General features: G+C 63.2%; 22 protein-coding genes and 1 tRNA gene. 8 read left to right on the top strand and 15 right to left on the bottom strand.

From position 1 onward, the window contains the following. Positions 1-26: 26 nt before the first annotated feature. Positions 27-1,235, top strand: coding sequence for an autotransporter outer membrane beta-barrel domain-containing protein (locus ACFQ2F_RS08685; RefSeq protein ID WP_379088653.1), 1,209 nt, complete (start codon positions 27-29; stop codon positions 1,233-1,235). 7 nt (positions 1,236-1,242) lie between these two features. Here ACFQ2F_RS08685 and ACFQ2F_RS08680 read toward each other — a convergent pair whose 3' ends face one another. From ACFQ2F_RS08680 to ACFQ2F_RS08650, 7 genes are all read right to left on the bottom strand, one after another. Further along, positions 1,243-2,043 (bottom strand): MBL fold metallo-hydrolase, encoded by an 801-nt coding sequence (locus ACFQ2F_RS08680; protein WP_379088650.1) that lies wholly within the window; start codon positions 2,041-2,043, stop codon positions 1,243-1,245. A gap of 33 nt (positions 2,044-2,076) precedes the next feature. After that, positions 2,077-2,886 carry a TatD family hydrolase gene (locus ACFQ2F_RS08675; protein WP_379088648.1) on the bottom strand — a complete coding sequence of 270 codons (810 nt, stop codon included), beginning with the start codon at positions 2,884-2,886 and terminating at the stop codon, positions 2,077-2,079. A 7-nt stretch (positions 2,887-2,893) separates the two neighbouring features. Further along, the gene (metG, locus tag ACFQ2F_RS08670) at positions 2,894-4,447 is read right to left on the bottom strand and encodes a methionine--tRNA ligase (RefSeq protein ID WP_379088645.1); all 1,554 of its coding nucleotides are present in this window, start codon (positions 4,445-4,447) and stop codon (positions 2,894-2,896) included. Between the two features lie 55 nt (positions 4,448-4,502). Then, complete coding sequence (locus tag ACFQ2F_RS08665; protein ID WP_379088643.1) at positions 4,503-5,609, bottom strand: DNA polymerase III subunit delta'; 1,107 nt, start codon at positions 5,607-5,609, stop codon at positions 4,503-4,505. Then, on the bottom strand, positions 5,609-6,253 hold the full coding sequence (gene tmk, locus ACFQ2F_RS08660) for a dTMP kinase (protein WP_379088640.1): 645 nt from the start codon (positions 6,251-6,253) through the stop codon (positions 5,609-5,611). The genes ACFQ2F_RS08665 and tmk overlap by 1 nt, the downstream gene beginning before the upstream one ends. An 18-nt stretch (positions 6,254-6,271) precedes the next feature. After that, positions 6,272-7,408 (bottom strand): D-alanyl-D-alanine carboxypeptidase family protein, encoded by a 1,137-nt coding sequence (locus ACFQ2F_RS08655; RefSeq protein ID WP_379088638.1) that lies wholly within the window; start codon positions 7,406-7,408, stop codon positions 6,272-6,274. A gap of 201 nt (positions 7,409-7,609) precedes the next feature. Beyond that, positions 7,610-8,620 carry a septal ring lytic transglycosylase RlpA family protein gene (locus tag ACFQ2F_RS08650; RefSeq protein WP_379088635.1) on the bottom strand — a complete coding sequence of 337 codons (1,011 nt, stop codon included), beginning with the start codon at positions 8,618-8,620 and terminating at the stop codon, positions 7,610-7,612. 333 nt (positions 8,621-8,953) lie between these two features. Here ACFQ2F_RS08650 and ACFQ2F_RS08645 point away from each other — a divergent pair, with 333 nt between their 5' ends. The 5 genes from ACFQ2F_RS08645 (at position 8,954) to ACFQ2F_RS08625 (ending at position 15,692) form a co-directional block, all read left to right on the top strand. Further along, a complete protein-coding gene (locus ACFQ2F_RS08645; RefSeq protein ID WP_379088632.1) occupies positions 8,954-10,297 on the top strand; it encodes a tetratricopeptide repeat protein in 1,344 nt (447 codons plus the stop codon). Between the two features lie 113 nt (positions 10,298-10,410). Continuing rightward, a complete protein-coding gene (locus tag ACFQ2F_RS08640; protein ID WP_379088629.1) occupies positions 10,411-12,177 on the top strand; it encodes a FecR family protein in 1,767 nt (588 codons plus the stop codon). Positions 12,178-12,333: 156 nt separating this feature from the next. Further along, positions 12,334-14,259, top strand: coding sequence for a FecR family protein (locus ACFQ2F_RS08635; RefSeq protein ID WP_379088627.1), 1,926 nt, complete (start codon positions 12,334-12,336; stop codon positions 14,257-14,259). A 79-nt stretch (positions 14,260-14,338) separates the two neighbouring features. Then, positions 14,339-14,542, top strand: a complete 204-nt coding sequence (locus ACFQ2F_RS08630; protein ID WP_379088624.1) for a dodecin family protein — start codon at positions 14,339-14,341, stop codon at positions 14,540-14,542. 133 nt (positions 14,543-14,675) lie between these two features. Continuing rightward, positions 14,676-15,692, top strand: a complete 1,017-nt coding sequence (locus ACFQ2F_RS08625; RefSeq protein WP_379088621.1) for a polysaccharide pyruvyl transferase family protein — start codon at positions 14,676-14,678, stop codon at positions 15,690-15,692. Between the two features lie 160 nt (positions 15,693-15,852). Here ACFQ2F_RS08625 and ACFQ2F_RS08620 read toward each other — a convergent pair. After that, positions 15,853-15,945: transfer RNA gene (locus ACFQ2F_RS08620), tRNA-Ser, on the bottom strand. A gap of 161 nt (positions 15,946-16,106) precedes the next feature. Here ACFQ2F_RS08620 and ACFQ2F_RS08615 point away from each other — a divergent pair. Next, complete coding sequence (locus tag ACFQ2F_RS08615; RefSeq protein ID WP_379088618.1) at positions 16,107-16,781, top strand: hypothetical protein; 675 nt, start codon at positions 16,107-16,109, stop codon at positions 16,779-16,781. Between the two features lie 291 nt (positions 16,782-17,072). Here the strand turns inward: ACFQ2F_RS08615 and ACFQ2F_RS08610 are convergent, their stop codons facing one another. The 7 genes from ACFQ2F_RS08610 to ACFQ2F_RS08580 form a co-directional block, all read right to left on the bottom strand. Further along, the gene (locus tag ACFQ2F_RS08610) at positions 17,073-17,339 is read right to left on the bottom strand and encodes a hypothetical protein (protein ID WP_379088615.1); all 267 of its coding nucleotides are present in this window, start codon (positions 17,337-17,339) and stop codon (positions 17,073-17,075) included. A gap of 299 nt (positions 17,340-17,638) precedes the next feature. After that, positions 17,639-18,613, bottom strand: coding sequence for a quinone oxidoreductase family protein (locus ACFQ2F_RS08605; RefSeq protein WP_379090650.1), 975 nt, complete (start codon positions 18,611-18,613; stop codon positions 17,639-17,641). A gap of 318 nt (positions 18,614-18,931) precedes the next feature. After that, on the bottom strand, positions 18,932-20,410 hold the full coding sequence (gene gatB / locus ACFQ2F_RS08600) for an Asp-tRNA(Asn)/Glu-tRNA(Gln) amidotransferase subunit GatB (RefSeq protein WP_379088613.1): 1,479 nt from the start codon (positions 20,408-20,410) through the stop codon (positions 18,932-18,934). 9 nt (positions 20,411-20,419) lie between these two features. Beyond that, positions 20,420-20,740 (bottom strand): chorismate mutase, encoded by a 321-nt coding sequence (locus tag ACFQ2F_RS08595; protein ID WP_379088610.1) that lies wholly within the window; start codon positions 20,738-20,740, stop codon positions 20,420-20,422. 18 nt (positions 20,741-20,758) lie between these two features. Next, the gene (gene gatA, locus ACFQ2F_RS08590; RefSeq protein ID WP_379088607.1) at positions 20,759-22,246 is read right to left on the bottom strand and encodes an Asp-tRNA(Asn)/Glu-tRNA(Gln) amidotransferase subunit GatA; all 1,488 of its coding nucleotides are present in this window, start codon (positions 22,244-22,246) and stop codon (positions 20,759-20,761) included. A gap of 9 nt (positions 22,247-22,255) precedes the next feature. Then, the gene (gatC, locus tag ACFQ2F_RS08585) at positions 22,256-22,543 is read right to left on the bottom strand and encodes an Asp-tRNA(Asn)/Glu-tRNA(Gln) amidotransferase subunit GatC (protein ID WP_379088604.1); all 288 of its coding nucleotides are present in this window, start codon (positions 22,541-22,543) and stop codon (positions 22,256-22,258) included. Positions 22,544-22,675: 132 nt separating this feature from the next. Next, positions 22,676-23,377, bottom strand: a complete 702-nt coding sequence (locus ACFQ2F_RS08580) for a metal-dependent hydrolase (RefSeq protein ID WP_379088601.1) — start codon at positions 23,375-23,377, stop codon at positions 22,676-22,678. A gap of 74 nt (positions 23,378-23,451) precedes the next feature. On the opposite strand from ACFQ2F_RS08580, the gene ruvX reads away from it, so the two are divergent. Further along, positions 23,452-23,955 (top strand): Holliday junction resolvase RuvX, encoded by a 504-nt coding sequence (gene ruvX / locus ACFQ2F_RS08575; protein ID WP_379088598.1) that lies wholly within the window; start codon positions 23,452-23,454, stop codon positions 23,953-23,955. Positions 23,956-23,966 lie beyond the last annotated feature (11 nt).

Raw genomic sequence — 23,966 nt, 5'->3', positions numbered from 1 at the left:
TTCCGTCTTGAGGGAACGAGGCCACCATGATCGAGACAAAGAAGGCGCACGCCAAAAGCGCGCCCGATAGAGCCAAGAAGAGCATTCTCAACGGTGTTCGCGCCGCCATCCTCGCCAGCCTGCCCGGCGCGACGGTGCTGGCGTCCCCTGCGTATGCTCAGATGGCCTGCACCACCACCAACACCAGCGGCTGCGTGGCCGTGCCCGGCATGAGCCAGGACATGGTCAAGAACCGCTTCGGCCGGACGCTTGCCACCAATCCCAATCAGGACCGGGTCACCAAACGCTTGAACACCAATCACTGGCAGGCCGACGGCAATGTCGAGACGCCGTTCAACATGCAAGAAGCCGGCAGCGGAACCAGGGTCGAGACGAGCCTGCATGAATGGCGCGCCGCCCTCACCGATGCGGAGCGCAAGCGCCTGCAGGAGGCCAAGGAGAACGGCGGCGAGGATGTGAAGCTGCCCGAGCCCGTGCGCCATCAGGCGCCGCCCGTCGACGTCTGGGTGCGCAGCCAGAGCCAATCCCTCGATACGTCGGGCGATACGCGGCGCAACGGCGACGCGGTGACCACCTATGTCGGCGCGGACTACAAATTGAATTCCGATACCCTGGTCGGCGGCATGGTTCAGTCCGACGAAGCCGATCAGCATGTCGTCGGCACCAGCGAAGAGGTCGACGGCAAGGCCTATATGGCCGGCCCCTACGCCGCCTATCGCGTTACCGACAAGGTCATCGTCGACGCCAAATCCCTTTGGGGCCAGTCCAACGACGTGGCCCGCACCGGCGAGGATGCGGCGAGCTACGCCACCAACCGTTCCCTGACCCAGGCCCGCGTCAGCGGCAACTGGGGCATCAAGAAGATGCAGCTCACCCCGTCCGGCGCCGTCACCCACATCACCGAGGATGCGGATATTCCCGTTGCCGGCGTGGGGTCGGAGCATATCGAGGAGACCCGCGTCTCCATTCGGCCGGAGATCAAGCGGCCCTTCCAGGCGGGCGAGAACAAGAAGATCGAGCCGTTCGCATATTTCGAGAGCAGCCTCAACGTGGACGATTCGGACTTCACCAACGCCGCGCCAATCAACAAGGTCGGCGGCGGTGTCGCGCTCACGAAGACCGACGACTACAGCATCCGCGCGACCATGGATTACACCGAGACCATGAATTCGGAGCTCGATCCGTCCGCCTCGGGCCGAGTCTCGGTCAACGTACCCATCGGCAACAAGCCGTAAGCTCAGCCTACTCTTCCGTATGAAGCACGAGCCCGTCATAGGCGGGCTCGACGCCCTGGGGCAGATCTCGCATCAAGGTCTCGTAATCGAGATCGATATGCATATGGGTGAAGACGGTCCGCGCCGGCTTCATCCGCTCCACCCAGGCAAGCGCCTCATCGACGCTGAGATGGCTTGGATGGGGCTTCGGCCGCAAAGCATCCAGAATCCAGACATCCAGGCCCTGCAAATGCTTGAGGCTCTCCTCGGGCAGATCGTTGGTATCCGGCGAATAAGCGATACTGCCGAACCGGTAGCCGATGCTGTGGGCGCTCCCGTGCTGCTGCAGATAGGGCATTACGGCGATGTCGCCCCCTGCCCCTGAGATGGTGAAGGCCTTGCCCGGCTCGATATCGGTCGAATCGAGGATCGGCGGATAGTCGCTGCCCGGCGGTGTCTCGAAGCAGTAGTCGAAGCGCTTCCGCAGCACCGCCCCCGTATGGACGTCGTGATAGACCTTCACCCGCTTCTGGCCGTTGAAGGCGATCATACGCAGATCGTCGATCCCGTGGGTGTGGTCGGCATGGTCGTGGGTGTAGAGCACCCCATCGACCCAGAAGACGCCGGCGTTCAGCAACTGTTGGCGCAAGTCGGGCGAGGTATCCACCAGGATGGTGGTCGTTCCTTGCGGCCCTTCCTTCTCCACGAGAAGCGAGCAGCGAAACCGCCGGTTCTTCGGATTGTCGGGGTCGCAATCACCCCAGATATCGCCGATCCGGGGCACGCCGCCGGACGTGCCGCAGCCGAGAATCGTGATCTTCAAGCTCATGGATAAAGACCGCCTGAGATAGACCGCCGCGCCTTACGCCGCATTGGCCTTGGCACTCGCCGCTTCGCGCGGAACCTTGGAGAACAGACGGAAGAAATTGTCTGAGGTGATCTTGCCGATCTCGTCCTCGCTCACGCCCCGGACCTCCGCCAGCTTCGCCGCCGTATGGACCACCCGGGACGGCTCGTTGGTCTTGCCGCGATGAGGCTCTGGTGAGAGATACGGCGCATCCGTCTCCACCAGCAGCCGGTCGATGGGCGCCTCGGCGAAGATCTCGCGCAAGGCGTCGGACTTCTTGAAGGTCAGCACGCCCGAGGCCGACAGATAACCGCCCAGGGCCAGGCCGCGCTTGGCGAGATCCGGCCCGGCGGTGAAGCAATGGAGCACGAAGGGGAACGCCCCCTTCTCGGTCTCTTCCTCCAGGATGGCGGCCACATCGTCATCCGCCTCGCGGGCATGGATCACCAGCGGCAGGCCGGTTTCCCGCGCCGCAGCGATATGGGTCCGGAAGCCTTGGGCCTGCGCATCCACGGGCGAGTTGTCGTAATGATAGTCGAGCCCCGCCTCTCCGATCGCCACCACCTTGGGATGCTCTGAAAGTTTCACGAGCTCCTCGGCCGTCACGTCCAGCTCCTCGTGGGCGTTGTGGGGATGGGTGCCAACCGAGCAGAACACGTTCTCATGAGCCTCGGCTATCGCGCGGATCTCGTCGAAGCGCTTCACCCGGGTAGAGATGGTCACCATCAGGTCGACGCCGGCGTCGGCTGCGCGCTGCAGCACAGCCTCGCGGTCCTCCGCCAGCGAATCGAAATCGAGATGGCAATGGCTGTCGATCACATGCATGGGTCGCTCACTCGGCCTGCGCAGGCATTTCGTAGCGTGGAAAGATGCCTTCAGGTGTGGGAAGCGAGACGCCGGGCGTCAACCGCCCGGGCTCGCCCAGCGCCTCGAAGTCACGCTCGTCCTCAGGCACCGCAAGCTGATCCAGAAGCTTCGCGGCGCTCACCGGTATCACCGGCTGGGCCAGGATCGCCACCTGACGTAGCACCTCGGCCGTCACATAGAGAATCGTCTCCATGCGCTCAAAATCCGTCTTCCGCTTCGCCCAGGGCTCCTCGCCCGCGAAATAGCGGTTGGCGTCCGCCACGACGCTCCAGATGGCCTCCAGCGCCTTATGGGGCGCGTAGGCCTCCATGGCCTCGTCCACCAGAGAGCCGAGACTGTCGGCGGCCAGCAGGATAGCCTCGTCTTCCTTGGTGTAGCCGGTCGCGGACGGCAGCTTGCCCTCGCAATGCTTGGCGATCATGGAGAGCGAGCGCTGGGCGAGGTTGCCCAGATCGTTTGCGAGATCGGCGTTGATGCGCGTGGTGATGGCTTCCGAGGAGTAATTGCCGTCCTGGCCGAAGGGCACCTCGCGCAGCAGGAAATAGCGAAGCTGATCGACGCCGAACTCTTCCGCCAGCGTGAACGGGTTCACCACATTGCCCAGAGACTTGGACATCTTGACCCCGCGATTGTTCACGAAGCCATGGCCGAACACCTTCTTGGGTAGCGCAACGCCCGCCGACATCAAGAAGGCCGGCCAGTAGATAGCGTGGAAGCGCACGATATCCTTGCCGATGATGTGCACATCCGCCGGCCAGAAGCGCTTGAACTGCTCGCTCTCCTCGTCCGGAAAACCGACGCCCGTGATGTAGTTGGTCAGCGCATCGACCCACACATACATGACGTGCTTCGGGTCGCCCGGCACCGGCACGCCCCAGTCGAAGCTGGTGCGCGAGATGGACAGATCCCGCAAGCCGCCCTTCACGAAGTTTACGACCTCATTGCGCCGGGTCTCCGGTCCGATGAAGCCGGGATTGGCCTCGTAAAAGCTGAGCAGCTTGTCCTGATAGGCGGAGAGCCGGAAGAAGTAGCTGTCCTCCTCGACCCATTCGACCGGCGTGCCTTGGGGCGAGAGCTTCTGGCCGCCCTCTTCCGTCAGCTCGTCCTCGTCGTAATAGGCCTCGTCCCGCACCGAATACCAGCCGGCATAGGTGTCGAGATAGATGTCGCCCGCGTCGGCCATCCGCTTCCAGAGCTCAGTCACCGAAGCCCAGTGCCGCTCCTCCCGGGTGGTGATGAAATCGTCGTGGGAGCAGTTCATGGCCGCGACCAGTTCGCGGAAGCGCGGCGTGTTGCGGTCGGCAAGCTCCGCCGGAGTGATGCCCTCCGCCTTCGCCGTCTGCACCATCTTGATGCCATGCTCGTCGGTGCCGGTCAGGAAATAGACCTGCTTGCCCTGGAGCCGCTTGTGGCGCGCGAACGCGTCCGTGGCGATCGCCTCATAGGCATGGCCCATATGAGGCTCGCCGTTGGGGTAAGAGATCGCGGTGGTGATGTAATAGGAATCTTCGCCAGACATGGCCGGAGACATAGCCGTGCGCCCGGCCCCCCGCAAGCGTTCGCGAGCGGTGCGGCTAACGGTTTGTGCGCTCAGCAAGGCTCTGAAGCCGCGAGAAGCTGTCCAGCACCAGCACGCCCCGGTCCAGATTGAGGCCGAGGGTCTCGTCATGGGCCTTGCCAATCGCCTCCCAGGCTTCCGCCCAGCGGCCGAGATCGTCGTCCCGAATGAGGTCGTCGGCCAGTGCCGACTCCGACGCGTGCCGGCCGGTCTCCGTCGCCCGCGCCCGGATCAACCGCTCCAGCAGCCCCAGCAGCAGCGCGAAGAACAGCTCCAGCTGCTCCGTGTTGCCTGGCGCCGACAGCTTCTCCGCCTTCTTGTGTAGCCAGGCCGCGTCGAGCTTTGGCAAATTCCGAAAGGCCTGAAGGATCTCGCCGTAGAGCGCGATCCCCTCGCCCCCTGTCAGCACCAGCGCCCGGCGCACGCTGCCCTCGGCCAGCGCAATGGCGGTTTGAAGCGTCTCCTCGTCCAGCGTGTGATCGACCGCGGCCAAAGCCTCCCGGGCCGCATGATCCACCTCCTCGTCCTCCAGGGGATGGAGCCGCAACGAACGGCAGCGCGACCGGATGGTCACCGGCAGGCGGCCTTCGGCCGTGGCGACCAGCAGGAACACCGTCTTCGCCGGCGGCTCTTCCAGACCTTTCAGGAGCGCGTTCGCGGCCTGGGCGTTCAGCTCATCCGCCCGGTCGACGATAATGACCCGCCAACCGGATTGGGCCGCCGTGCCGCCCAGGAACGACCGCAGGCGGCGCACCTCATCCACGCCGATCCATTGGGAATAGCGCTTGGTTTTCGGATTGAAAGTCCGGTTGAGGATCAGGAGATTGGGATGGGCGCGCCCGGCCACCTGATGAAACAGCGGGCCTTCGGGGTCGTCCGGATCGTCTCCGGCGCGATCATGAGCCAGAACCTCCCGGGCCAGCGTATAGGCGAGGGTCGCCTTGCCGATCCCCTCCGGCCCAGAGATCAGCCAGCCGTGATGGAGCCGGTCCTCGCCCAGCGCGCGCTCGAACTGCGCGCGGGGATCCTCATGGCCGTAGAGCCGGTGGGTCTCACGCGGCGCCGGAAATCCGGCCAGCCGATCGGGCTCCTCGTCGCGGGCTTTGCTGTCCGCCGCCGCCATCAGGCGCCGAGCCGTTCCGTCACGGCTTCCCAGATATCTTCGGCGACGATCTCTTCGGGCTGATTGGCGTCGATCACCACGCAGCGCTCCGGCTCTTCCTCGGCAATATCGAGGAACCCCTGGCGCACCCGGTCGTGCAGCAGCAACTCCTCCTGTTCGAACCGGTCCACCTCTTCCCCCTCCTCACGCCTGGCATTGGCGCGCGCCATGCCGGCTTCCGGATCGATATCGAGGATCAGGGTGAGATCGGGCATGAAGTCGCCCACCGTAAGCCGCTCCAAAGACTCAAGAATAGAGCGCGGCAGGCCTTCCATGGCGCCCTGATAGGCGCGAGTGGAATCGACGAAGCGGTCGCAGACCACCCATTTGCCGTCCGTGACGGCCGCGCCGATCTGACAGTCGATGTGATCCTTGCGGGCGACGGCGAAGAGCAGCGCCTCGGCGAAGGGACCGTATTTGGAGACCTTGCCGGACAGAATGGCTTCCCGGATCGCTTCCGCCCCCGGTGAGCCGCCTGGCTCCCGTGTCGCCACCACGCGGCGGCCGGCACGCGCCAGCCGCATGGCCAGGATCTCGGCCTGGGTGGACTTGCCCGAGCCCTCACCGCCTTCCAGCGTGATCAGCCGTCCGTTATCGAACCGCATCGGGAAACCTCTAAACCTCTAAAGGGCCCAGCCGAAGGCGAGCACGAACAGAGAATCGAGCCCCCGCCAGGCGAAGCCCGACGGCGCGATATCCTCCCCCGCATAGAGCGGGATCTCGTTCTTCGTTTTCAGCTCCACCCCTTCCACCCGCAGATAGCCCAGGTGATCGCCCTTCTTTACCGGCGCCTTCACAGGCCCCTGATAGGCGATGCTGGCGGTCACCTGCGGATCGTTGGAGATCGGCAGGAGCACATCGATATCGCCCTTGCCCACCAGCGGGACGTAGTGCTTTTCGCCGCCCCAGACCAGCGCCCGGCTCACCTTCTCGCCCTCGTCGAAGAGACGGTAGCGTTTGAAATGCTTGTAGGCCCATTGGAGCAACTTCTTGGCCTCCGCCTCCCGGTCGTTCTTGGAAGCGAGCCCCGCCACCACGACGTTGATGCGCCGGCCCTTCCGGTCGGCGCTCGCCACTATCCCGTAGCCCGCGTCTCTGGTGTAGCCGGTCTTCAGCCCGTCGACCCCGAGGCCCTCGTCCAGCAGCGGATTGCGGTTGCGGAAGGTGTAGCGGGTGTACTCGAAGGTCGGCTCGCTAAAGTAATGATAATACTCAGGATATTTCGTCCGCAGATATTCCGCGAGCGTCGCGATATCCCGGGCCGTCATCACATGGCCTTCCGCCGGCAGCCCGGTGGTGTTTTCGAAATGCGAATTGGTGAGACCGATCTCCTTCGCGTACTCGTTCATCATCGCGACGAACTTTTCCTCCGACCCGGCGATTCCCTCCGCCAGGATCAGGCACGCATCGTTGCCCGACTGCACGGTGATGCCCTTGATCAGTTGGTCGACAGTCACGTTGGAGTGAATCGGTGCGAACATGGCCGAGGTGCCCGACGGTGCCCCGCCCGTCCGCCAGGCATGCTCGCTGACCTTGAACTCCTGGTCGAGCTTGATGCGGCCGGCCTTCAGCTCCCGGAAGACCACCGCAAGCGTCATCAGCTTGCTCATGCTGGCGGGCTTCATCTTGGTGTCGGCGTCCTTCTCGAACAGCACGATCCCCGTATCGGCCTCCACCAACATCGCGTGTTTCGCATCCGTGGCGAACTCGGCCGCCGACGCGGCCAGGCCAAGCCCCGTCAGCGCGAAATATGCCGCCACTGCTGCCACCGCACCAGCCACGGCAACAGATTGAAAAACCTTACGAAAGCCCGAGACTGGTGACATTGGGTTGGGATACGGCAAGCTTGATTGTGATGGAATGCAGGGAAACGCCCTTTGCGCGCGTCCTTAACCCTACTATCGAGTGGGCTCGCTCGAAAATCAATCGGACTGCGGTCGGGCGTTACCCACAAGCCGCCTTCAAGGGTTGACGACCCGCGCGCCGGAATAGCCCGCCGCCGCCACCTTCGCCCGCGCCGTTTCCGCTGAAATCCGGTCACCGAACGGTCCCACCTGCACCCGGTAATAGACTGTGCCGTTCACGGTCACCGGGGCCACGTCGACCCTGCCGATACCGCCCAGGGTCTGATGAGCCTGCATGGCATTCTCCTCAACTGAGAACGAGCCCGCCTGGATGGCGTACCCGCTGCCAGACGAGACGGTTTGCGGCGATGGCGCGGATTGGGCCGGAGCCGAAACGAGCTGCGGACTCGGCGCCGGGGCCGGTTTCTGGGTGGGTGTCGGCGGTTTCGGCAGGCTGCCGAGCGCCATGGGCTTTGGAATATCCATCCGCGGCCCATCTTCGTTGGAGGCGTAATGGGTCCAGCGCTGCTGGGCCAGGAACTGCCGCTCAAAGCTGTCGTCGCCGTTGATCGGCGCCGGTCCCATATAGGTCACCTGGACCTTGGCGACGCCCTCCTTCCGATAGCCGAGCGCATGGGCCGCCCGGCTGGAAAGATCGATGATCCGGTTATTGGAGAACGGCCCGCGATCGTTCACGCGCACCACGATGGTCCGGCGGTTGGAAAGGTTGGTGACGCGCACGAGCGCCGGCAGCGGCAAAGTCCGATGGGCCGCCGAAAGCCGGTTCATATCGTAGATCTCGCCGTTCGCCGTGCGCCTGCCATGGAAGAGTTCGCCGTACCAAGAGGCCGTGCCGACTTCCGTGTAGTGGTTGACCTCTTTCGGCTCATACCATCGGCCGGCCACCTTGTAAGGCTTGCCGACGACCCGGCGTCCCCCGCCCTTCGGCACGGGCTGGCCGAGCGGAATCACCCGCGGCCCCAGCTTTTCGCCGTTGCCGCTCTCCCCGCAGCCATTCAGCATGACCGCGAGGCCGATGACCGCCAGAAATGCAAGCAGAAGCTGCGCCGCCTCAGGATAGGACATGGCGCGCACCGCGCCGGCCACGCGCGGCGCTCTATTGGGCAACCCCACCCGTTTCAATTTGGACCCCGTCTACGCAAGAACTGATTGACGCGTCAAAGCAGCCCCGGGGTCCTTACGGTCCCTCCCCGGAGCGATGGTCCATCAATCGCTCCAGACAATTAAAAAAAGACTTAAACCCCGTTAACCAATCCGCATCCGCCCCGGCGTCCCGAATCTGCACAAATTCCGTGATCTTGCGGCCACAACTGGCAGAAACAGCGCCTTTGAGCTGCTACCTCACCTTGCTGCCATCCGGGGCCTCCGGTATTTTTGGCGGATCGAACAGGGCTGGTAGATTGAGTGATGAGGGCTGGGTATCGCTATCTGGCAGCCATTATGGCTGCCTTCTGCATTGTGATGAGTGGCAGCGTTCCCGCGCTCGCCGCCTCTTCCACTGTGGCCAAAGGCGAACCCCTCACCCCCGCACAGATCGAACAGCGCCGCCAGGCCATGCTCGTCGAGATGATGGCGCGGCCCAACGATCTCGACCTGGCTTTCGAGTATGTGAAGCTCTCCAAAATGGTCGGCGACCTGGAAGGCGCCGTCTCCACCCTGGAGCGCATGCTGATCTATCAGCCCAACACGCCCCAGATTCAGCTCGAGCTCGGCATCCTCTACTACAAGCTCGGCGCCTACGAAGTCTCCCGCAACTATCTGCAGCAGGCCAAGGTGAACCCGGCAACGCCGCCGGAGATCGCCCAGCAGGTCCAGATCTATATCGAGCAGCTGGATGTGACGGCAGAGCCCGAGCCCTTCTCCGGCTCGATCTACACCGGCATCCGTTGGGAGAGTAATGCCAACACAGGTCCTGCCAACAACACGGTGACCCTGAACGGCATCGACTTCACCCTCGACGACCAGGCCGTGGGCCGTTCTGGCTGGAGCAACCTGACCATCGGCAACCTGCACTACTCCCACGACCGGGAGCGTCAGGGCGACACCATCGAATTCGACTTCACGACCTACAACTCGTGGTACTTCGACGACGTGCTTCAGGACATCAACCTGAACTTCTTCGAGGCCACCCTGGGCCCGAGCTACAATCTCAAGCGCTGGGGCATGCCCAAGAGCCGCGGCTATGTCTACGCCATCGGCGACCTGGCCTATCTGGGGAACGACTACTATTTCAGCGCGCCGGGCGCCGGCCTTCGCCTCACGAGTTTCGCGGCGGATCGGGCCTTCCTGGATGCGCGCCTCGAGACCCGCGTGCGCGAGTTCAACGACACCGCGGAGCTGCCCACGGCGAGCCTGCGCGACGGCCCTCAGACCCGCTTCGGCTTGACCTATTCCTACATCACGGCCCCGGGGGTCGTGCTGACCACCCAAGGCTATGCCCAGCGCGAGGACGTGACGGCGGATTTCTATTCCAACTGGGAGATCGCGCTCTCCGGCGGCGTGGCCTGGACCTTCGCCAATCCGCTTTGGACCGGCCGCTATCCCTGGACCTGGCAGGTGGGCGCGGGCGTGATCCGCCGCGACTACGATTCGCCCGATCCGACCATCGATCCCACGGCGAGTGAGGAAGACACCACCTTCTGGGGCCGGACAGCCATGATCCTTCCGGTGGCGGAGACCTGGGCGCTGATTCCCCAGGTCGAATACCGCGATCAATCGTCGAACTACGACATCCGGGATTTCGACGATCTCAGCCTAATCTTCGGTATTCAAAAGACGTTTTGAGGTCCGCCTTGGCAATACCCAGAGGTAAAAGCACCGCCCCTGTGCTACCCTGCCTTGTAGAGGGCCGCCGCGGCCCCTATTTGATGCCCAGCCAAGGACGGGAGGGGATCATCATGGGTCGGACTGCTAAAGCCGCGCGCAACGCGTGGAAAGCGCCTTTCGCCGCGCTCGCCCTTTTCGGCAGTCTGGCGCTGGGCGCCAGCCTCGCCCTGCCCTCCGACGCCTCCGCCAACAAGGTCGGCGTCGCCGCCGCCGTAAAGCCCGATGCATTCTCTGGCGGCAAGCAGATCAAGATCGGCAAATCCATCTTCTATAACGAGCGCATCAACACCAATGGCGAAGGCCTGGTGCAGGTGCTGCTGGTCGATGGCTCCACCTTCACCGTAGGTCCCGGCTCCGATCTGGTGATCGACAAGTTCGTCTACGATCCGTCCAAGAACGAAGGCGAGATCGCCGCCTCCTTCTCCAAGGGCGTGGTTCGCTTCGTCGGCGGTAAGATCTCCAAGAGCCCCGACAGCGTCACCGTGAAGACGCCGTCGGGCGCGCTGGCCATCCGCGGCGGCATGTTCCAGGGCTCCATTAACAGCCAGGGTGCGATCTTCTCGTTCCTCTACGGTGATCAGCTCGTCCTGACCGGTTCCAATGGACAGACCTATCGAGTCTTCCAGCCGGGCTACACCCTCGACCTCACCGGTGGAACGCCGCGGGTTCGGCCCACGACGGCCGCCGACACCAACATGATCATGGACTCCTTGCGCGGCAGCGGCCGGGCCGTCGCCGGCGGCACGGGCGGCGGCAATGGAACAGGTGGTGACGGCACCGGTGGCAATTCCGGCAACAGCCAGAACCAGCAGACCCGCGACAACTCTATCGATCCGTTTGAGAGCATTGAGACAATCATCACCGATGCGACAACGACGATCATCAATCAGCAGATTCAGAATCAGGAAAACACAGCCAATCCGAAGCCGAACCCGAACCCGAATCCCACTCCGGAGCCGACCGAGCCGACTAAAACCGCTGTGTATACGGGCTTCGCAGGCGGAACAATTTATTCGGATACGCCCGCGGGATTTATCAACTCAGTGGGCAGTCCTGAGGATGGCGGTTTCAACTTCAATCTCGTCCAATACAGTGATGGCTCCGCCACATCGCGCATGATCCTGCACGATGCACCTTACCGGGATCCCGTGGTTACAAAGTATGATTTCAGCTTCGCCAGTGACAACGGCGTCAACTTCACCCCGACGCTGACCGTCTACGATTCAGATTATCTGCCCTATCCAAACAGTTTCGCTGCAACAAATTTTAGGGAAAGCGGGCCTGAAGGCTTCTGTCAGCAATGTAGCTTCATGAAATGGGGGGCTGTAACTGGAGCGATGGGATTTGGCTCAGGGCAAGGAGGGTATAGCGACTACATGGCGACGACTGCCCCAACATACTGGGTCGCGTCCAACAAGCTGACTTCGCCCGTTCAAATCGATAATCTAGAGGCGCAAAATGCCAACGCGCGTTACGCGGGTGACGTGCTCGGCAGTGTTCTTGAAAGCAACGGCCAGAACGTCACTCGGAGCACCCACGAAACGGGCAGCTTTACGCTAGACTGGTACTTTGCTGATCGATCCGGAGACATGAATATGTATTTCGATGGTCGTCACTTCGGTGGAGAGCTAGACCAAGTCGGAAGCCAGAACCTGTTTACCGGTGCCCTGAGCAATCGTGGCCAGCTAGGCAATCCGAGTGGTTTCGCATCCGGGGCTTTTGTGAATCATAACGGCCCGGCAGGTGCGGTGATCGGAAATTGGGCCATCAAAGACACTAACAACTACCAAGCGGGCGGCATCTTTGCCGGGCCCGGCATTGGGCCGGTCCCGCAATAGGCCGCGTCAATCCCGGCCGGATCGGGCCCTCCCAATCCCCACATTTGAAAACTCCCCCTGCATTCTTCAGCAGCGCACACGAGAAATATGCTACTCTAGCTTGCGGAGGCCATATCAGCTCTTTGATGCCCGGGCCGAGGACGGGAGGGGATCATTATGGGTTGTTTTCGGAATTCCACGCGGACTGCGTGGGCTGGGCCTCTTCTTGCGAGCGCGCTTTGCGCCGCCATCGTTTTCCCTACCTCAGCCTTCGCAGAACAAGTCGGCACCGCCGCCGCCGTCAACCCCGACGCCTTCAGCCAGCTCAACGGCGGCAAGCGCGAGCAGCTGAGCATCGGCAAATCGATCTTCTTCAATGAGCGTATCAACACCTCGGACGAAGGGCTGGTGCAGGTCCTGCTCAATGACGGCTCCACCTTCACGGTCGGTGCCGGCTCGGATTTGGTAATCGACAAATTCGTCTACGACCCGTCCAAGAAGCAAGGCGAGATCGTCGCCACCTTCTCCAAGGGCGCCATTCGCTTCGTGGGCGGCAAGATCTCAAAGAACGCAGATAGCGTCACGGTGAAGACACCCTCCGGCGCACTCGCCATCCGGGGCGGCATGTTCCAGGCCTATATCGGCGGCGGGCGACGAATTTTCTCCTTCCTCTACGGCAACGAGCTCGTCCTGACCGGCAGCAACGGACGCAGCTATCGGGCCTTCCAGCCCGGCTACACCATCGATGCCTCGGGTGGCCCGAAAGTTCGAAGGACTGGGCCGGACGATACAAACATCTTCACCCATGCCTTTCGGGGGCGCGGGCGCGTCTATGCCCTCGGACAAGGCGGCAACACGACCAATTCCGCGGCCAACGCCTCGACGGGCGGCACGACCGGCCGGCAATCGAGCGGCAACACCTCCACGGACTGGGTCTCGGTTCAAACTCTGAGCACCGACGCGACCACGACGCTGATCAATCAGGAAATCCAGAAGCAAGAAGAGAAGCCGCCTCAGCAAAACGCCGGCAATCCGCCCCCGCCCGGCAACCCACCGCCCGGCGGTGGTCCGCCCACAATCGGTGAGAAGCCGCCGACTGACGGGCTGCCGCCTTCTGGCGGTCTGCCACCTGATCCCGGAACCAATCCGCCGTCGGGACCGGTGAAAGTCGGCGGCACCTTCCAGGGCTATGCATCGGGCTTCGCGCGAACCGAGACGACCCGGCAAACATGGTTCGGTCCACGCAGCTCACACAGCACCGAGAAGGTCGTGAGCCTGTCTCCGGAGGACGTCCACCTGATCCTGGATGCCGCGGGAAACACCGTCTCCGCCGGAATCAATGTCTACGACGCCGACCTGCTCGATGTGTCCTACACGGAATACAATGCCGTCTTCGGCCCCACCTCGGACTACGCGAGCGACACCGAATTCACTACGGCAGCGCGCGAACTCTCGATCGTGGATCATGAATTGAAGCTGCGCATCTGGCCCCCGTCCCTCTATTGGCGGGAGAACCGCCACAAGGTGACCGGCCAGAGCCTCATTGGGACGATCGAAAGCGCCGCGGTCACCAACAGTCATACCCCCCTGCCCGCCGAGGCCATCTGCGAGCAGTGCGACTTTATCAAATGGGGCGCTTGGGGCGTGCAGGCGGAGCATATCGGCGACGCCGGTTCGGTCTCCAACACCCGCATCGACGGCTGGTGGATCGCCGGCGACATCACCCCCGTCGACGAACTGCCGGTCACGGGCTCGGCCAGCTATCACGGTACGGCCTTCGGCAACGTGATCAATCGGGGCGAAAAGTATAGCGCAACCGGCGATCTCGATATGGATTGGAATTTCGCGAAGCGCCGCGGCCAGCTGACCATCTCAGACTTCGATGGCCGCACTTTCGGCACCGGGCGCAATAGCCTGAAAGCGGTGCCGGGCCCCAATCATTTCGGCGGCATCCTCGCCGGCAGCGGCACCGTGGGCACGGCCCGCGGATCCTTCGTCAGCGATGGCGCCGTCCCTGCCGCGGGCGTCATCGGAAACTGGGGCGTTACCGGCCATCGCTACGAGGCCACCGGCATTTTCGGCGGTGGAAAGGTTACTCCCTAGGGCGACTGTCACTTTTCTCCTGAACCCGACCGCCCCTTCCTCCATTGATTAAGGAGGAAACGCAAAAGGAGGAAAGCCTATGTCCATGCTCAAAGTCATCGAAGTGCTCGCGGAATCCGACACGGGGTGGGAAGACGCCGCGCAAAACGCCGTGAGCCAGGCCTCCAATTCCGTGCGCGAGGTCAAATCGATTTACATCAAGAACCACGACGCCAAGGTCGAAGGCGGCAAGATCGTCAAATACCGGGTCAACGCGAAGATCTCCTTCCTCCTGGAGGAATAGGGGCTTCGCCGCAGAACTGGCGCGAGGCAGGAGCGATTGGCCTATAGCGATTGCCCTCTGGCGCGGCGCAGGCCCTTCCGCTACAGGAAGGGCCGACCGCCCGCCAACCCAATAGAAGCGCTGCTGTCCTCTCATGACGCGAACTCTGCGCGCTGTCCTCGTCAACGATACCGCGGCCAAGGGCCATCACGGCTGCGCGCTGGTCAACCGGCAGCTGGCGGAGCTCGCGCGCGAGGCGGGGATCGGGATTGCCCACACCCTGCCCCTCACCGCGTCCTGGGAGACCATCAAAGGCGAGGCGCCGGATCTGATCGTCGTGAACGGCGAGGGAACCCTCCATCACGACACCAAGGGCGCCCACGCCATCGCCGCGCTCGGGGCAAAGGCGCAAGCGGCCGGGCCCCCCGCCTTCCTGATCAACACGATCTGTCAGGACCTGCCGCCCTCCTTGGGTGAAGGTCTTAAGGGCTATACGTGCGTCTTCGCCCGGGACCGGTACAGCCAGCAGAGCTTCGCCGAGCATGGCATGACGGCTGGCTACGCCCCGGATCTCACCCTCACCTACCGCGCGCCCGACCGTGAGCGGCGCGGCGACACGTTGTTCATCACCGATTCCAGCATGGGGGCGGAGACGACCGCCCTCTTCCGCCTGTCGGAGACTCTGCCCGGCGCCCGCTTCTTGCCGCTGCGGAGCCGCCCGCCGGAGGGCCGTGGCCTGCTCGACCGGGAGGCGCTCCGCTACCGGGTGAGAACCACGCTTGCACGCATTCATCCCGATCCCGTCTATCGCGCCCGCTATCTGGAGATTGTCGAGGATTTCGATGATTTCATCGGCCTGCTCCAGACCGAAGCCGGCTTTCTGCTCGCCGGCCGTTTTCATGCGGTCTGCATCGCCCTCGATCTGGGACTTCCCTTCTTCGCCGTGCCGCCCAACTCCTGGAAGGTCGAGGCGCTGCTGGAGGAGGTCGGGCTATCTCATAGGCTGCTGCCTGGCGCGGAAGCGTTTGCGGAAAAGGCTGCCGGACTGCCGCCATCGCAGATCGCCCCGTTCACTAAGGAAGAGCGCGCGGCCATCGCCCGCTTCAAACAGATGGCGCTGTCGGAGAACCGCGCCATGTTCCAGCAGATTGCCGACGCTGTCCGGCATTGACCGTCCGCCGCTCACCCCACCCCTCGGAGGCATGGGCGGAGCGAATTGCCGTGAGTGAGAAAAACCGAGCGCCCAGGCGCTCGCAAGGGCCACTGCCCGCCGGCCGGTCAGGGCACCCCATCGGAGCCGTGAGCGAAGCGAACTGGCGTGAGATAAAAAATGGCGGAGACGGAGGGATTCGAACCCTCGATACGGCTTATCACCGTATAACGGTTTAGCAAACCGCCGCCTTAAGCCTCTCGGCCACGTCTCCTGAAGGACCTCTTCCTACTCGACGGAAAGCCACCCGTGCAAGGGGCTTGCACCGGCATATTACATATGGGGCGCCCACACGCGCAGATGGGCAGCCTGATTGCGCGTCTTGTGGTATAATTCGTTTCGATTGCTACACCGACGAGCCACCTGCGAATAGAGATGCCAAAACGCCTTGCACCGGTTTTCGCGCCCCGCGCAGCAGCTGTTGCGGGCTTCGTCGCCCTGCTCGTTGTCGCAAGCCCCGCCGCCTTAGCCCAGACGGCAGAGTTCTGCGTGCGCTGCTCGGGCCCCAACCAGACCTATCGCTGCAAGGTGACCGGCGTCGGCAAGCAATATTCCGATGCGGCAAAGCTCTTCTGCGTGCTCTCGACCACCAAGTCGGAAGGCCACGCCAAATGCACCGCTTCGCGCGATCCCAATTGCCGGGGCCCCGAGAAGGTCTACGCCTATAGCGGCGGGGCGCTGCCGGATCTGCTGCAGCAGAATTCGGGCGTCCAGGACTACAAGAATCGGATGTCCCGCGAGCAGCAGAAATTCGCCACGCCCGAAGAGGAAGGGCGCTCCACCCTGTTCGATCTCGGCAAAGGCATGATCGATGGGACCAAATCGCGCTTCGGCTACGGGGCGGAAGAGACGCCCGCACCCGCCGCACCGTCCCCGCAGGCAACCGCGCCAAGGGCGGCACCACCGCCGGCTTCCGCTCAGCGGCCATCCGCTCCCGCGGCGACAGCCCCAAGCCCTGAGCCGGAGAGCGAGGAATCCTTCGCCCACCGGTCCTATCGCTGCATGAAGTCTTTCTTCTTCAATTGCGGCAGCGAGGACGCGTCGAACTAAGCCGTTCGCGCTAGGCGCCCTCCTCCAGAAACGGCTCGAGGGGCCACGGCCCCAACCGTCACCCCTCGATCTGTGCCTCCCGTGGAGAGCTTGAGCGTTGCGCGGCCCCCCAGCAGCGCTGCCCTGCCCTCGCCGACCGCTCCGATTTTTATTTTTTGGGAGCGGTGGGGAACGCGGCCACTTAGGGCCGCGCCATTTCTTGTTGTTCTCTTCTTCTTGTTCTTGCCCTTATCGTTCTTCTTGTCCTCTGGACCGGCCCCCGACCAAGCCCAATGGGGTCGCTTGAAAAGCTTAGTGGGTGGAGAGCCACTCCCGCGCGGCCTTCTGGGCCAGCGCGATCTCGTCCGGCGACATCACCGCGGCCAGCTCCTTGCGATGCTGCTTGGCTTCGTCGTTGCCCCGCAGCGCGGCCAGGTTGAACCACTTATGCGCCGTCACCAGATCGGCCTCCACGTCGCGGCCGGTCGAATACTGAATTCCGAGCGCGAAAAGAACATCAGGCCCTCCGCTCGTCGCGGCAGTGTCAGTCTGTTCTGTAAAAATCTCAAAGCGAGCCATTGATCATCCCCCGTAACTGCTGTCCAAAACTTCCGGATTACTTCTTGCTGATCTCCAGAAGAGCGAACCTCTTATTGCGTCTTGACGAGGGGGATGATGGGCTTTGTCAGATAAACAACGTCTAAATGTAGATATTAACGCGAAATAACTTCTTGGAAACCGAATGGTAATCTCGGTTTACAGATCGGCCTCTTTAGCGCCCCAAAGGTAAACACACGCGATTTTGAAAGAGTCTGTTGACTCTTCCAGCTCACATCCGCGTAACCATGAGAAATCTTTTGGAAAAAGAGTCGGCCGTCCTACGGCAGGAGCACCGTCGATCCGGTGGTCTTGCGCGCCTCCAGATCCGCATGGGCCTGACCGGCATCCTTGAGCGCATAGCGCTGGCCGATCTCGATTGCGGTCTTCCCCGTCTCGATCGCGTCGAACAGGTCGTTGGCCGTGGCCAGCAACGCCTCCTGCGTGCCGACATAGTCGAACAGCGACGGCCGGGTCATATAGAGCGAGCCCTTCCGGCTCAGAAGCAGCACGCTGAAATCCGGCACCGGGCCCGAGGCGTTGCCGAAGGTCACGAAGAGCCCGCGCTTCTTCAGGCAATCCAGAGAGGCCGGGAACGTGTCCTTGCCCACGGAATCGTAGACCACGTCCACGCCTTTGCCGTCGGTGATCTCCTTCACCGCATCAACGAAATCCTGCTCCCGGTAATTGATAACGTGGGCGCAGCCATTCGCCTTTGCGATCTCGGCTTTTTCCGCCGAGCCCACCGTGCCGATCACCGTGGCGCCCAGCGACGCCGCCCATTTGGTGGCGATCTGCCCCACGCCGCCGGCGGCCGCGTGGTACAGCATCACCGTATCGGGGCCGACCTTATAGACCTGCTTCAGCAGCGCCTCGGCCGTCATGCCCTTGAGCATCGCCGCGGCGGCCACCTCGTCCGTCACCCCGTCCGGGATCTTCACCAGCTTGTCGGCCGGAAGCAGCCGCTCTTCGGCGTAGGCCCCGACCGCGCCCGCGTAGGCCACCCGGTCGCCGATGGCGATATCGGAGACGCCCTCACCGACCGCGAGAACTTCGCCCGCGCCCTCGAAACCCGGCACGAAAGGGAAGCTCGGCTGGGGATAGAGACCTTTGCGCGTGTAGACGTCGATGAAGTTGAGGCCGATCGCCGTCTGCTTGATCTTCGCCTCGCCCGGGCCAGGATCGCCGATCTCCACCTCTTCCCAGCGCATGACGTCCGGGCCGCCATATTCGTGAACGCGCATGGCGTGGGTCATGGGTGTCTCCTTGAGTATCGAGTCTGGGCCTTCACCGTCGTCATGCCCGGACTTGATCCGGGCATCCATGCCGATACGTCTCAGCATGCCGAAAGGCCAGCGGAATGGATCACCGGGTCAAGCCCGGTAATGACGAATAACCTGTGGCGCGCGCCGCGCCAAAAACACCGTCATCCTGAGGTGCTCGACGCGGAACGCGTCGGGCCTCGAAGGATAGGCAGCTTACCCGGGGCCGCGCCTCCTTCGAGGCTCGCTTCGCTCGCGCCTCAGGATGACGCGGCGAGAGGCCGCGCGCTCCGCCAGCAAGCAGCAGCGCCCCTACTCTTCAACCCCAAGCTTGTCCTTCAGCAGGTCGTTCACAGCCTGGGGGCTCGCCTTGCCGCCGGTCGCCTTCATCACCTGGCCGACGAACCAGCCGATCATCTTCGGCTTCTCCTTCACCTGCTCGACCTTGTCGGGATTGGCGGCGATCACCTCGTCCACGGCCGCCTCGATGGCGCCCGTATCGGTGACCTGCTTCATACCGCGGGATTCGACGATCTCCGCAGGATCCCCGCCTTCGGTCCAAAGGATGTCGAACACATCCTTGGCGATCTTGCCGGAGATCGTGTCGTCGGCGATCAGATCGATCAGCTTGCCGAGCTGCGCCGCCGAAACGGGGCTGTCGGTGATTCCCAAGCCTTCCTTGTTCAGCCGGCCGAACAGCTCGTTGTTCACCCAGTTCACGGCAAGCTTGCCGTCGCGCCCCTCGGCCACCGCTTCGAAATAGTCGGCGCGCTCCTTCTCCGCCACCAGCACGGAGGCGTCATAGGGCGACAGGCCAAAATCGGCGATGAAACGCTCGCGCTTCTCATCCGGCAGCTCGCAGAGATCCGCCTTCAGGCTGTCGACCCAGTCTTGGGTCAGCTCCAAGGGCAGCAGGTCGGGATCGGGGAAATAACGGTAGTCATGCGCCTCTTCCTTGGTCCGCATGGACCGGGTCTCGCCGGTCTTGGCGTCGAACAGCCGCGTTTCCTGCACGACCTCGCCGCCCTCTTCCAGAAGCTCGATCTGGCGCCGGGCCTCGTATTCGATGGCTTGGCCGATGAAGCGGATGGAGTTCACGTTCTTGATCTCCGCCCGCGTGCCGAGCGCATCGCCGGGCCGGCGCACGGACACGTTCACGTCGGCCCGGAGCGAACCTTCCTCCATGTTGCCGTCGCAGGTGCCGAGATAGCGCAGGATGGTGCGCAGCTTCGAGACGTAGGCCTTGGCCTGCTCGGAGGACCGGATATCGGGCCGCGAGACGATCTCCATGAGCGCCACGCCGGAACGGTTCAGATCGACGAAGCTCTTCTTCGGATGCTGATCGTGCAGGCTCTTGCCCGCATCCTGCTCCAGATGCAACCGCTCAATGCCGACCACCACGCGGGTGCCGTCGAGCAGATCGACGATCACCTCGCCCTCGCCGACGATGGGCTGCTTGTACTGGGAGATCTGATAGCCCTGGGGCAGGTCCGGATAGAAGTAGTTCTTCCGGTCGAACACCGAATAGAGATTGATCTCGGCTTTCAGCCCGAGCCCGGTGCGCACCGCCTGGGCCACGCATTCGGAATTGATGACCGGCAGCATGCCAGGCATGGCCGCATCGACCAGGCTGACATGGGAATTCGGCGCCGCGCCGAAGCCCGTAGACGCGCCGGAGAACAGCTTGGCGTTGGAGGAGACCTGGGCATGCACCTCCATGCCGATGATCACTTCCCAATCGCCGGTCTCACCCTCGATCAGAAGATCGTTCTTTTCCACCGTCTCCTGCATCGCGCGCGATTAGTCCTTCGGTCCGTACTGGGCGCTGCTCGCCCGCAGCTTCTCTTCTTCGTACTGGATGAACCAGCCGATCATCTGGCGCCACAGCGCCTCGGCCAGCTCCGGCGGCAAATTCTTGCGTTCGGCGTGAACCTTCACCTTGTCGATGACCTGCTGCACCCGCCAGGGCACCCGCGCATCGTCCGGCGAGGCCTTGAGCTGCCACGCCCGGTCCACATAGGAGAAGCGTTCAGCGATCAGATCCACAAGGGTGCGGTCGATCCGGTCGATCTCCTCGCGCACCTCTTCCATATTGGCACATCGCCCAGCAGGTACCGGCATCGCCGAACTCCTCAAAAATTACGCAGCTTTGGTCCACCAATCTGCGGGACGCTGTTGCGGCCCTGCAGCATCTTCGATCGCCTGCGCCGCCCGCAGCAGAGTCGCCTCGTCGAAAGGCTTCCCGATGAGCTGCAGGCCGAGCGGCGTTCCCTCGCCCGAAAGCCCTGCCGGCACCGAGATCCCCGGCAGCCCGGCCATATTCACGGTCACCGTGAAGATGTCGTTCAGATACATCTCCAGCGGATCGCCGGAAATCTCGCCTTGCGCAAACGCCGGCCCCGGCGTCGTCGGCGTCAGGATCACGTCGCAATCGGCAAACGCCTGATCGAAGTCTCGCTTGATCAGGGTCCGCACCTTCTGCGCCTTTAGATAATAGGCGTCATAATACCCGGCCGAGAGCACATAGGTGCCGATCAGGATGCGCCGCTTCACCTCCGCGCCGAACCCGGCCTCGCGCGTGTTCTCATACATGGAGATGACGTCGTCGCCCTCGACCCGCAAGCCATAGCGCACGCCGTCATAGCGGGCGAGGTTCGACGAGGCTTCCGCCGGCGCCACAATATAATAGGACGGCAGCGCGTATTTCGTATGGGGCAGCGTCACCTCTTTCACGGTCGCGCCCGCTGCCTTCAGCCATTCCACACCCTGATCCCAGAGCTTGGCGATCTCAGGTTTCAGCCCGTCGATCCGGTATTCCTTCGGGATGCCGACCGTCAGCCCCTTCACGCCCTCCTTCAGAGAGGCGGTGTAGTCGGGCACGGCGGCATCGACGGACGTCGTATCCTTCGGATCGTGGCTCGCCATCACGTTGAGCAGCAGTGCTGCATCTTCAACGTTGCGCGCGAACGGCCCCGCCTGATCGAGCGACGAGGCAAACGCCACGATGCCCCAGCGGGAGCAGCGACCGTAAGTTGGTTTGAGCCCGACCGTACCGGTCAGCGCCGCAGGCTGGCGGATCGAGCCGCCCGTATCGGTGCCCGTGGCACCCATGCAGAGATTGGCGGCCACGGCCGCAGACGATCCGCCCGAAGAGCCGCCGGGCACGAGCTTCGCATCCGAACCCTCGCGCCGCCACGGATTGGCGACCGGCCCATGGGCGCTGGTCTCGTTGGACGAGCCCATGGCGAACTCATCATTATTGAGCTTGCCCAGCATCACCGCACCCGCATCCCACAGATTGCGCGTCACGGTGGATTCGTAATGGGGCGTGAAGCCGTCGAGGATCTTTGAGCACGCCGTGGTCACGACGCCCTCGGTGCAGAACAGATCCTTGATGCCGAGCGGAATGCCTTCCAGCGCGCCGCCTTCGCCCTTGGCGAGCCGCTTGTCGCTTTCCGCGGCCATCGCAAGCGCCCGGTCCGGCGTCACCAGCACATAGGCGTTCAGCGCCTCGTTGGCCGCTTCGATGGCCGAAACATGAGCCTCGGCCAGCTCCTTCGCGGAAAACTCTTTTTTATCGAGGCCGGCGCGGGCGGCGGCGATGGTGAGATTCGTCAGTTCCGACATAAGCCGCCCCTACTCCACGATCTTCGGCACGACGAAATAGTCGTCGTCCGCTTCCGGCGCATTGGCAACGATATCGTCGGCGCAATCGCCGTCGGTCACCACGTCCTCACGCATCTTCATGGTCATATCGACCACCCGCGTCATGGGCTCCACGTCGGCGGTGTCGATCTCGTCGAGCTGAGCCACCCAGTCGAGGATGCCGGACAGCTCGCCTTCGAGCCGCGCCGCCTCCTCCTCGGTAATGGCGATGCGGGCGAGCTTGGCAATACGATGGACGGTCGCGCGGTCGACGGACATTGAAGGCCTGCTTGGATGATCGGCCGGCTGGGCGAAATAAGCCCCGGCTACGGCCTCGAGATTTCGGAGAAGGTATCGGGAAATTGGCTGCCCGGGTCAAGCCGCAGGCAGCCGCAAGAAAGACGCATGAGCCTAGAAGCTCTGAGGCTCGCCCACCTTCGGCACCAGAACGGTCTCACCCGCCATCTCCGCGACGAACGGATCCGCCGACTGGTCGATGATCGGGAAGGTTTTGTAGTGGCAGGGAATCACGGTCTCGAACTCGAAGAACCGCTTGCAGGCGAGTGCCGCCGATTTCGCCCCCATGGTGAACCGGTCGCCGATGGGCACGATGCCGATCGCAGGCTTATGCATCTCGTTGATCAGCCCCATGTCGGAGAAGATGTCCGTATCGCCCATGTGATAGACGGTCTTGCCGGATTTCGGCGCGATCACCACACCGCAGGCCGGGCCGAGATAGACCGGCTTCCCGTCCACCATGGTCGAGGACGAATGGAAGGCCGGCACATAGGTGATCGTGAATTCCCCCAGATCCAGCGTGCCGCCGGTGTTCATGTATTCAGCCTTCTCCACGCCCTGCCCCTGCAGGTAGCTGGCGAGCTCGAAACTCGCGACCAAAGTGGCGTCGCTCTCTTTCAGGATGGACACCGTATCGCCCGTATGGTCGTCATGGCCGTGGGTCAGCACCAGATGCGTGATATCCTTCGCCACATCACGCACCGGAATGCCCGCCTCCTCGAAGACGCCGTTCCCGGTCAGGAAGGGATCGATCAGGATGCTCTGCTTGTCGAGATCGATGCGGAAGCAGGAATGGCCGAACCAGGTGATCTGCATGAAGGCCTCTTCTGAAATCTTGTGGGTTTTGCGGGGCGTCAGGCTTCGCCGCGACTATAGGAAAGCGTAACGCGTTGACAAGGTCACAACCCGGAACCGCCGCCAGGGTTCTCGAGATCCAGGATCTACCGGCCGAAGTCGCCCGCGATGCGCGCCTCCTCGGCCTCGATCTCGGCACCAAGACCATTGGCGTGGCCGTCTCCGATGTCAGCCGCTCCATCGCCACGCCGGTGGAAACCATCAAGCGCAGCAAGTTCACCGCCGACATCCAGCCCATCCTGAAGACGATTCAGGAGCTCGGCGTCGGCGCCATCGTGCTGGGGCTTCCCGTCAATATGGACGGCAGCGAAGGCCCGCGCGCCCAGTCGACCCGGGCGTTCGCCCGCAATCTCAGCCAGCACACGGATCTGCCCATGGTGTTCTGGGACGAGCGCCTGTCGACAGCAGCCGTCGAACGCCATCTCATCGAGGCGGATGCCAGCCGCAAGCGCCGCGGCGAGGTCGTCGACCGCATGGCCGCCGCCTATATCCTGCAGGGCGCACTTGATCGGCTCAAAGGTCTGAAAACCCTCTCCTAGGCAACCGCTCG

The sequence above is a fragment of the Methyloligella solikamskensis genome (assembly GCF_042676065.1).
In the GTDB taxonomy this organism is placed as follows: Bacteria; Pseudomonadota; Alphaproteobacteria; order Rhizobiales; family Methyloligellaceae; genus Methyloligella; species Methyloligella solikamskensis.
The sequence above is the reverse complement of the archived record's forward strand: the minus strand, read 5'-3'. Positions and strand labels throughout refer to the sequence as shown.